This window comes from Pseudomonas sp. W15Feb9B (assembly GCF_000828175.1).
Classification (GTDB): Bacteria; Pseudomonadota; Gammaproteobacteria; order Pseudomonadales; family Pseudomonadaceae; genus Aquipseudomonas; species Aquipseudomonas parakoreensis.
Map to the genome: position 1 here is coordinate 63632 of NZ_JTKF01000010.1, position 9723 is coordinate 73354.

General features: G+C 59.9%; 8 protein-coding genes, 1 tRNA gene and 1 riboswitch. Of the genes, 8 read left to right on the forward strand and 1 reads right to left on the reverse strand.

Annotated elements, in window-relative coordinates:
* Positions 1–128 precede the first annotated feature (128 nt).
* From astB to astE, 3 genes are read left to right on the forward strand one after another with little or no spacing between them, the layout of a single operon-like run.
* The gene (gene astB, locus OC71_RS07510) at positions 129–1475 is read left to right on the forward strand and encodes an N-succinylarginine dihydrolase (protein WP_041066531.1); all 1347 of its coding nucleotides are present in this window, start codon (positions 129–131) and stop codon (positions 1473–1475) included.
* Positions 1476–1532: 57 nt separating this feature from the next.
* The gene (locus OC71_RS07515; protein WP_041066534.1) at positions 1533–1820 is read left to right on the forward strand and encodes a hypothetical protein; all 288 of its coding nucleotides are present in this window, start codon (positions 1533–1535) and stop codon (positions 1818–1820) included.
* 12 nt (positions 1821–1832) lie between these two features.
* Complete coding sequence (astE, locus tag OC71_RS07520) at positions 1833–2843, forward strand: succinylglutamate desuccinylase (protein ID WP_041066537.1); 1011 nt, start codon at positions 1833–1835, stop codon at positions 2841–2843.
* A 129-nt stretch (positions 2844–2972) separates the two neighbouring features.
* Here astE and OC71_RS07525 read toward each other — a convergent pair whose 3' ends face one another.
* Positions 2973–3482 (reverse strand): 6,7-dimethyl-8-ribityllumazine synthase, encoded by a 510-nt coding sequence (locus OC71_RS07525; RefSeq protein WP_041066540.1) that lies wholly within the window; start codon positions 3480–3482, stop codon positions 2973–2975.
* Positions 3483–3583: 101 nt separating this feature from the next.
* Positions 3584–3755, reverse strand: a riboswitch (FMN riboswitch).
* A gap of 213 nt (positions 3756–3968) precedes the next feature.
* On the opposite strand from OC71_RS07525, the gene ltaE reads away from it, so the two are divergent.
* The 5 genes from ltaE (at position 3969) to OC71_RS07550 (ending at position 9601) form a co-directional block, all read left to right on the forward strand.
* Complete coding sequence (ltaE, locus tag OC71_RS07530; protein ID WP_041066543.1) at positions 3969–4973, forward strand: low-specificity L-threonine aldolase; 1005 nt, start codon at positions 3969–3971, stop codon at positions 4971–4973.
* 146 nt (positions 4974–5119) lie between these two features.
* Positions 5120–7738 (forward strand): alanine--tRNA ligase, encoded by a 2619-nt coding sequence (gene alaS, locus OC71_RS07535; protein ID WP_041066546.1) that lies wholly within the window; start codon positions 5120–5122, stop codon positions 7736–7738.
* Positions 7739–7828: 90 nt separating this feature from the next.
* Positions 7829–9070, forward strand: coding sequence for an aspartate kinase (locus tag OC71_RS07540; RefSeq protein ID WP_025112914.1), 1242 nt, complete (start codon positions 7829–7831; stop codon positions 9068–9070).
* A gap of 189 nt (positions 9071–9259) precedes the next feature.
* Positions 9260–9448, forward strand: a complete 189-nt coding sequence (gene csrA / locus OC71_RS07545; protein WP_002554426.1) for a carbon storage regulator CsrA — start codon at positions 9260–9262, stop codon at positions 9446–9448.
* 62 nt (positions 9449–9510) lie between these two features.
* A tRNA-Ser gene (locus OC71_RS07550) sits at positions 9511–9601 on the forward strand.
* The last annotated feature ends 122 nt before the right edge of the window (positions 9602–9723 follow it).

Below are 9723 nucleotides of genomic sequence, written 5' to 3' on the forward strand. Positions count from 1 at the left end.
CTGGCAAGCCAGCTCCCACAAGTGCGATGAGATCCCTGTGGGAGCTGGCTTGCCAGCGATGGCCGCGCCGCGGTCTCAAAGAATAGTTACTGAAGCCTATAACAACAGATTCTCGTGGAGCCTCGCTGATGAAATCCTATGAAGTCAATTTTGACGGTCTAGTGGGGCCGACCCATAACTACGGTGGTCTGTCCTACGGCAACGTTGCGTCCCAGAGCAACAGCCAGCAGTCTTCGAACCCGAAGGAAGCGGCGCTGCAAGGTCTGGCGAAAATGAAAGCGCTGATGGAAATGGGCTTTCAGCAAGGCGTGCTGGCGCCGCAGGAGCGTCCGGACGTGGCCGCGTTGCGCCGCTTGGGTTTCAGCGGCACCGACGCGCAAGTGATCGAGCGCGCCGCGAAAGAAGCCATGCCGTTGCTGGTTGCCAGTTGCTCGGCGTCGAGCATGTGGGTGGCCAACGCCGCCACCGTCAGCCCGAGTGCCGATACTGCTGACGGTCGCGTGCATTTCACCGCCGCCAACCTCAACTGCAAATACCACCGCAGCATCGAACACCCGACCACCAGCCGCGTGCTCGGTGCGATGTTCGCCGATCAGCAGCACTTCGCCCATCACGCCGCGTTGCCGGCGGTGGCGCAGTTCGGTGACGAAGGCGCGGCCAACCACACGCGTTTCTGCCGTGAGTACGGTGAGGCCGGTGTCGAGTTTTTCGTGTTCGGGCGCAGTGCGTTCGACACTCGCTACCCGGCGCCGCAAAAGTACCCGGCGCGCCAGACGCTGGAAGCGTCGCAAGCGGTGGCGCGTCTGCACGGTCTGCGTGACGAGGGCGTGGTCTACGCGCAGCAGAACCCGGCGGTGATCGACCAGGGCGTATTCCACAACGACGTGATCGCGGTGGGTAACGGCGAGGTGCTGTTCTATCACGAGGACGCGTTCCTCGACACCGAACAGATGCTGGCCGAGTTGCAGGGCAAACTGGCCAAGGTCGGCGGCCAGTTCCAGTCGATCTGCGTGCCGCGTTCGGCGGTCACCGTGGACGATGCGGTGCGCTCCTATCTGTTCAACAGCCAGCTGTTGTCGCGTCCGGATGGCTCGATGCTGCTGATCGTGCCGGAAGAGTGCCGTGGCAACGAGCGTGTGTGGAACTACCTGCAAGGTCTGACCAGCTCCGGCGGGCTAATCCGCGAAGTCAAAGTCTTCGACCTCAAGCAAAGCATGCAGAACGGCGGTGGCCCGGCGTGCCTGCGACTGCGCGTCGCGCTCAACGAAACCGAGCTGGCAGCAGTCAACCCAGGGGTTATCATGACCGCACCGTTGTACGGTTCGTTGACCGCATGGGTTGAAAAGCACTACCGCGACCGCCTGAGCGAAACCGATCTGGCGGACCCGCAATTGCTGCTTGAATGCCGGACGGCACTGGATGAACTGACGCAAATCCTTAAACTGGGCTCGGTTTATCCATTCCAGATCAATTGATGGCCGGCGCGTCGCCTGAACGCGACGCGCGGCTTGTCTCCCCAAGAGAGTAAAAACATGAGCGATTCCCTGCAGCTGATCCTTGAAGACACCGACGGCACGCAACTGCAAACCTCGTGCACCCGCGTCGCGGTCATGTGGCAAGGCAAAGAGCTGTGGATCCAGCAGGACGGCCGTGGCCAGCTGCTGATCGGCGTGGACGTCGAGGAAGGTGACGAAGAGTACGCCAACCTGCTGCTGCGCCCATTGGCAACTAATCTGGTCAGTCTGCAACTGGAGATGGAACCGGCTGACGTCGGCGACGAAGACCATGTGCACGGCCCGGATTGCAACCACGATCACTAAGGAAACCGCTCTATGCTCGCCCTCGGCAAACTGCTTGAACTGACCCTCGCCGGCCGCGAACCGGCGGAGAAGACTCAACTGACTGTCGAAGGCGTGCGCATGCGCTGGTTGAGCGAGGGTGCGCTGGAAGTCCGGCCACCCGAAGCGCGCGACAATGGCCTGGACCTGCTGCTGTCGGCAGGCATCCATGGCAATGAAACAGCGCCGATCGAATTGCTCGACCGGCTGCTGCATGACATCGCTCGCGGCGATCTGAAGCCGCGCGCGCGCATTCTGTTCCTGTTCGGCAACCCGGAAGCGATTCGCAAGGGCGAGCGCTTCGTCGAGCAGGACGTCAATCGGCTGTTCAACGGCCGGCATGAACAAACCAGCGGTTCCGAAGCCATCCGCGCCTGCGAGCTGGAACGCCTGGCGGCGAGTTTCTTCAGCCTGCCGGACCGTCAGCGTCTGCACTACGACCTGCACACCGCGATTCGTGGTTCGAAGATCGAGCAGTTCGCCCTGTACCCGTGGAAAGATGGACGTCAGCATTCGCGCCGCGAACTGGCGCGTCTGCGCGCCGCCGGGATGGAAGCGGTGCTGCTGCAGAACAAGCCGTCGATCGTGTTCAGCTCCTACACCTACGACAAGCTCGGCGCCGAGGCTTTCACTCTTGAGCTGGGCAAGGCACGGCCGTTCGGGCAGAACCAAGGGGTGGATGTCTCACGTCTGGAAACTCGTCTGAAGCAGATCATCGATGGCAATGAGCCGGATCTGGCAGCAGAGGGACTGGAGGGTTTGCAGCTGTTCAGCGTCGCCCGGGAAATTATCAAGCACAGCGATGCGTTCCGCCTGAACCTGCCGGCGGATATCGAGAACTTTTCTGAATTGGATGTGGGTTATCTGCTGGCCGAAGATCTGGCCAATACCCGCTGGATCATCGAGGAAGAGGGCGCACGAATCATCTTCCCGAATCCCAAGGTCAAGAACGGCTTGCGCGCCGGCATCCTGATCGTGCCGGCCACTGACGAACATCTCGCCTGATGCCGTCTCTGAGCTGACAGAAATTCCTGTAGGAGCTGCCGAAGGCTGCGATCTTTAGATCTTGTTTTTAGACGATCAAAAGATCGCAGCCTCGTTTCACTCGACAGCTCCTACAGGGGAGCGTTGTGGTCAGACGGCGACTGCACGCGGCTCACTGCGACGCAGCGCACGAACCTTCTGCAGCGTATCCGCGCAAGTCCGCGCCGCTTCCTGACCCTTGTGCACGAAGTGCTCGAAGAAGAATTTCTGGTGCTCTTCACCGGCATGGAAATGATGCGGTGTCAGCGATACCGAGAACACCGGCACTTCGGTTTCCAGCTGCACCTGCATCAGGCCGCTGACCACTGACTGGGCAACGAACTCGTGACGGTAGATGCCGCCGTCCACGACCAGAGCAGCCGCGACGATGCCGGCATAACGGCCGGTCTTGGCCAGCAACTTGGCGTGCAGAGGCATTTCAAAGGCGCCGCCGACTTCAAAGAAATCGATGTCCGATTCCTGATAACCCTGAACGAGCATTTCGGCGACGAAGCCCTTACGGCTCTGGTCGACGATTTCCTTGTGCCAGCAGGCCTGGATGAACGCAACGCGTTCGCCGTGGGGGTGTTTGCTTTTGCTGTCGATAGCGGTGGGTTGCATGTTCTGACTCCTGTTTGTGTAAAAAACAGGGCGTTATGAATCGAAAGGGATTCAAGGGTACGCACGAGCACACAAGCGCGCGGGCGGCCCTTTGGCGTCAATCCCGTTCTCTCTTCATCCGGACTATGACCGTCGGCCCCGGAATCACACCGGGTCTGCTGACCTTGCCGCCGATCACAGCCTTTGCCGTGTCCGTCGCCAAGCGCTCGCGGGCTATGCGCGTTGCGCGCAATTACCGCCGGTGGGGAATTGCACCCCGCCCTGAGAACGTTTTTGCCGCCCGTTCTCGGGCGGCGCAGCGTTTTTATCACATATTTTCCGGCCTTGCACAGAACCATGTGGGAGCGAGGCTCGCTCCCACATGGATGGTGTGTTCTCAAGACGTAATCTGACCTTTTCTCATTCAAGGGTTGATTAATCGGCGCCATGACCGCAGTAATTCACCTTCGAAAAGGGATTTCCCCTGCTGACTCTGAGGCCAGGTTCATGAGCATTATCGATCTTCGCAGCGACACCGTTACCCAACCGACTCCTGCCATGCTCGACGCGATGACGGCGGCGGCCACCGGTGACGATGTGTACGGCGAAGATCCGACGGTCAATCGTCTGGAGGCGGAACTGGCGAAGCGCCTGGGGTTCGCCGCTGCGCTGTTCGTGCCGACCGGCACCATGAGCAACCTGCTGGGCCTGATGGCGCACTGCGAACGTGGCGACGAATACATCGTCGGCCAGCAGGCGCACACCTATAAGTACGAAGGCGGTGGCGCGGCGGTGCTCGGCTCGATCCAGCCGCAGCCGCTGGAAGTGCAGGCCGACGGTTCGCTGGATCTGGATCAGGTCGCGGCAGCGATCAAGCCGGACGACTTCCATTTCGCCCGTACCCGTTTGCTGGCGCTGGAAGACACCATGCAAGGCAAAGTGCTGCCGCTGGAGTATCTGGCCCGCGCCCGGCGCTTCACTCAAGATAAAGGCTTGCAACTGCACCTCGACGGCGCGCGCCTTTACAACGCCGCGGTCAAGCTGGGCGTCGATGCACGGGAAATCACTCAGTACTTTGATTCGGTGTCGGTGTGTCTGTCCAAAGGCCTTGGCGCGCCGGTGGGTTCGGTGCTGTGCGGTTCAGCCGAGTTGATCGGCAAGGCCCGCCGCCTGCGCAAAATGGTCGGCGGCGGCATGCGTCAGGCCGGTTTGCTCGCGGCGGCGGGGCTGTATGCGCTGGATCACCACGTCGAGCGTCTGGCGGATGACCATGCCAACGCGCACTATCTGGCCGAAGGCCTGCGCGAGGCCGGGTTCAGCGTCGAGCCGGTGCAGACCAACATGGTCTACGTGCAAATGGGCGACCGTGCCGAAGCGCTCAAAGCGTTTGCCGCCGAGCGCGGGATCAAGTTGAGCGCCGCTGCGCGCTTGCGCATGGTCACGCACATGGACGTCAATCGCTCGCAAATCGAGCAAGTGATCGCGACATTCGTCGAGTTTTCGCGCAAGTGACAGCGTTAGCCGTCCAATTGACCGTTACTATCGTATAAACACGCTGTACCCCGCGCGAAGGGCCGATATAATGCGGCCCTTTGCCGTCGTTTCGTCTGTTGACGTTTCGTACAGGCCTTTGGCCGCAGCCTCCGTGGAAGAACCTAATGAAAAGCGCAGAAATCCGTGAAGCCTTCCTTCGCTTCTTCGAAGAGCAAGGCCACACCCGTGTAGCCTCCAGCTCTTTGATTCCGGGCAACGACCCAACCCTGCTGTTCACCAACGCGGGGATGAACCAGTTCAAGGACTGCTTCCTGGGCCAGGAAAAGCGCGCGTACACCCGCGCAACCAGTAGCCAGAAGTGCGTGCGTGCCGGTGGCAAGAACAGCGACCTGGAAAACGTCGGTTATACCGCTCGTCACCACACCTTCTTCGAAATGCTCGGTAACTTCAGCTTCGGTGACTATTTCAAGCACGACGCGATTACCTTTGCCTGGACCTTCCTGACTGGCGTTCTGAAACTGCCGAAGGAAAAACTCTGGGTCACCGTCTACGCCTCCGACGACGAAGCGTATGACATCTGGACCAAAGAAATCGGTGTGCCGGTCGAGCGCATGATCCGCATCGGCGACAACAAAGGCGCGCCTTACGCCTCCGACAACTTCTGGACCATGGGCGATACCGGCCCGTGCGGCCCCTGCACCGAGATTTTCTACGATCACGGCGACCACATCTGGGGCGGCCCACCGGGTTCGCCGGAAGAAGACGGCGACCGTTACATCGAGATCTGGAACAACGTGTTCATGCAGTTCAACCGCACCGCCGATGGCGTGTTGCATCCGTTGCCAGCGCCGTCGGTCGACACCGGCATGGGCCTGGAGCGGATCAGTGCGGTGATGCAGCACGTCAATTCCAACTACGACATCGACCTGTTCAAGAACCTGCTCAAAGCCTCGGCTGAAGCCATCGGCTGCGAAAACGGCGATCAGTCGTCGCTCAAAGTGGTGTCCGACCACATCCGTTCGTGCGGCTTCCTGATCGCTGACGGTGTACTGCCGTCCAACGAAGGTCGCGGTTACGTGCTGCGCCGGATCATCCGTCGCGCCTGCCGTCACGGCAACAAGCTGGGCGCCACTGGCAGCTTCTTCTACAAGATCGTCGCGGCGCTGGTTGCCGAGATGGGCGAAGCCTTCCCGGAACTGCAGAAGCAGCAGAGCAACATCGAGCGCGTACTGAAGGCCGAGGAAGAACAGTTCTCCAAGACCCTGGAGCACGGTCTGAAGATCCTCGAACAGGATCTGCTGGAACTCAAAGGCACCGTGGTGCCGGGCGACGTAGTGTTCAAACTCTACGACACCTACGGTTTCCCGATGGACCTGACCGCCGACATCGCTCGCGAGCGTGGCTTGACCGTCGACGAAGTCGGCTTCGAGCGTGAAATGGAAGCCCAGCGTGTGCGTGCACGTTCGGCCAGCTCGTTCGGTCTGGACTACAACACCCTGGTCAAGGTTGATGTGGCTACCGAGTTCACCGGCTACACCGACACCAGCGGCTCGGCAAAAATCGTCGCTATCTATAAAGATGGCCAGTCGGTCGACGTTTTGAGTGAAGGCGAAGAGGCGGTGATCGTGCTGAACCAGACGCCGTTTTACGCTGAATCCGGCGGCCAGATCGGCGACTGCGGTTTCCTCCAGGCGGGTAGCGCGCGTTTCGACGTCCGTGACACCACCAAGACCGGCGGCGCGTTCCTGCACCACGGCGTGCTGGATTCCGGCAGCCTGACCATCGGCGCGCCAGTGGAAACCCACGTCGATGCCGAAGTGCGTCACGCGACCTCGCTGAACCACTCCGCGACTCACTTGCTTCACGCTGCGCTGCGTCAGGTGTTGGGCGAGCACGTTCAGCAAAAGGGTTCGTTGGTGGATAGCCAGCGTCTGCGCTTCGACTTCAGCCACTTTGAAGCGATCAAGCCTGAGCAGATCAAAGCGCTGGAAGACATCGTCAACGCCGAGATCCGCAAGAACTCCGCGGTTGAAACCGAAGAAACCGACATCGAAACCGCCAAGCAGAAAGGCGCGATGGCGCTGTTCGGCGAGAAGTACGGCGACAACGTGCGCGTGCTGAGCATGGGCGGCGATTTTTCCGTCGAGCTGTGTGGCGGTATCCACGCCAACCGTACCGGCGACATCGGCCTGCTGAAAATCATCAGCGAAGGCGGTGTGGCATCGGGCGTGCGTCGTATCGAGGCAGTCACCGGTGCTGCAGCACTGGCCTACTTGAACGCTGCTGAAGAACAACTCAAGGAAGCGGCCAACCTGGTCAAGGGCAGCCGCGACAATCTGATCGACAAGCTGTCGGCTGTGCTGGAGCGCAATCGCGCGCTGGAAAAGCAACTCGAGCAGTTGCAGGCCAAGGCCGCCAGCGCCGCCGGCGACGATCTGTCGAACTCGGCAGTCGACGTCAAAGGCGTGAAGGTTCTGGCTGCACGTCTGGATGGTCAGGACGGCAAGGCGCTGCTGGCGCTGGTCGATCAGCTGAAAAACAAACTCGGCCGCGCAGTGATCCTGCTCGGCAGTGTCCATGAGGAAAAGGTCGTACTGGTTGCAGGCGTAACCAAGGACCTGACTGGCCAACTCAAAGCCGGTGATTTGATGAAACAGGCTGCTGCGGCAGTGGGCGGGAAGGGCGGTGGTCGTCCGGACATGGCGCAGGGCGGCGGTGTCGACGCCGGCGCACTGGATGGCGCCCTGGCGCTGACCGTTCCATTCGTCGAGCAGGGTTTATAAGACGGCCCGTCGGGCCTGCAGTCTAGTGGCGGGCCCGGCGGCTGTTCGAGTGATTATTGGGCGCCCTTCATGGGCAGAGGCGGCTTTGAAATGGCTTTGATCGTACAGAAATTTGGAGGCACCTCGGTCGGCACTGTCGAGAGAATCGAGCAGGTCGCCGACAAGGTTAAGAAATTCCGCGATGCCGGCGATGACCTGGTGGTTGTGCTGTCTGCAATGAGCGGCGAAACCAACCGTCTGATCGATCTGGCCAAGCAAATCAGTGGCGACGTGCAACCGGTTCCACGTGAGCTGGACGTGATCGTTTCCACCGGTGAGCAGGTGACGATTGCCCTGTTGGCCATGGCGCTGATCAAGCGCGGTGTGCCGGCGGTGTCGTACACCGGTAATCAGGTGCGGATCCTGACAGACAGTGCGCACAATAAAGCGCGTATCTTGCAGATTGATGACCAGAAGATTCGCGGTGATCTGAAAGCAGGTCGCGTGGTGGTTGTCGCCGGTTTCCAAGGCGTCGACGAGCACGGCAACATCACCACCCTCGGTCGTGGCGGTTCCGACACCACGGGCGTGGCACTGGCGGCTGCATTGAAGGCTGACGAGTGCCAGATCTACACCGACGTCGATGGTGTCTACACCACTGACCCGCGCGTGGTGCCGGTCGCTCAGCGTCTGGACAAGATCACCTTCGAAGAGATGCTGGAAATGGCCAGCCTCGGTTCCAAGGTGCTGCAGATCCGTGCGGTGGAGTTCGCCGGCAAGTACAACGTTCCGCTGCGCGTACTGCACAGCTTCAAGGAGGGTCCGGGCACCCTCATTACTATTGATGAAGAGGAAACCATGGAACAGCCGATCATTTCCGGCATCGCTTTCAACCGCGATGAAGCCAAGCTGACCATCCGTGGCGTGCCAGACACCCCGGGCGTGGCGTTCAAGATTCTCGGCCCGATCAGTGCCGCGAACATCGAAGTCGACATGATCGTGCAGAACGTCGCGCACGATAACACCACCGACTTCACCTTCACCGTGCACCGCAACGACTACCAGGCCGCACAGACCGTGCTGGAAAACACCGCTCGCGAGATCGGTGCCCGTGAAGTCGTAGGCGATACCAAGATTGCCAAGGTCTCGATCGTCGGCGTCGGCATGCGTTCCCACGCAGGCGTGGCCAGCCGCATGTTCGAATCCCTGGCCAAGGAAAGCATCAACATCCAGATGATCTCGACGTCGGAAATCAAGGTTTCCGTGGTGATCGAAGAGAAGTACCTGGAACTGGCTGTGCGCGCCCTGCACACGGCTTTCGAACTGGACGCTCCGGCCCGTCAGGGCGAGTAATCCGGTCACCTGAAGGGCGCGGTCTGACCGCGCCCTTTATTTTTTGAATGGCGCGAGCCCCCTGAACTGTTCTTTTGCTCGCGCTGGTCAATACTCAGGCATGTAGGGCTACGATCGCTCCGGTTGTAGGTCGGGTGCCTTTTTTTTGCAGACTGTTGTCCCTGAAATGAAATGCGTGAGGAGAAAGGTATGCTGATTCTGACTCGTCGGTGCGCAGAAAGCCTGATTATCGGTGATGGCGAAATCACCGTGACCGTGCTCGGCGTCAAAGGAAATCAAGTGCGCATCGGCGTCAACGCCCCGAAAGAGGTTGCCGTGCACCGTGAGGAAATTTACCTGCGTATAAAGAAAGAGAAGGACGAAGAACCAAGCCATTAATTTTTATCGATTTTTATGTTTGCAAACGGGGAAGAAGGTGGTTAATATACGCCCCGTGTTGCGGAGAGCTGGCCGAGTGGCCGAAGGCGCTCCCCTGCTAAGGGAGTACACCTCAAAAGGGTGTCGGGGGTTCGAATCCCCCGTTCTCCGCCATTATTTGCTTAGTACGTTGTAATCTGGCTTTTTCTGTAAGTTGTTCAATTTATTAGAAAAAGTGGTTGGAATAGAGATTAGACGGGCTATAATGCGGCGCAACAAATGCACTCGTAGCTCAG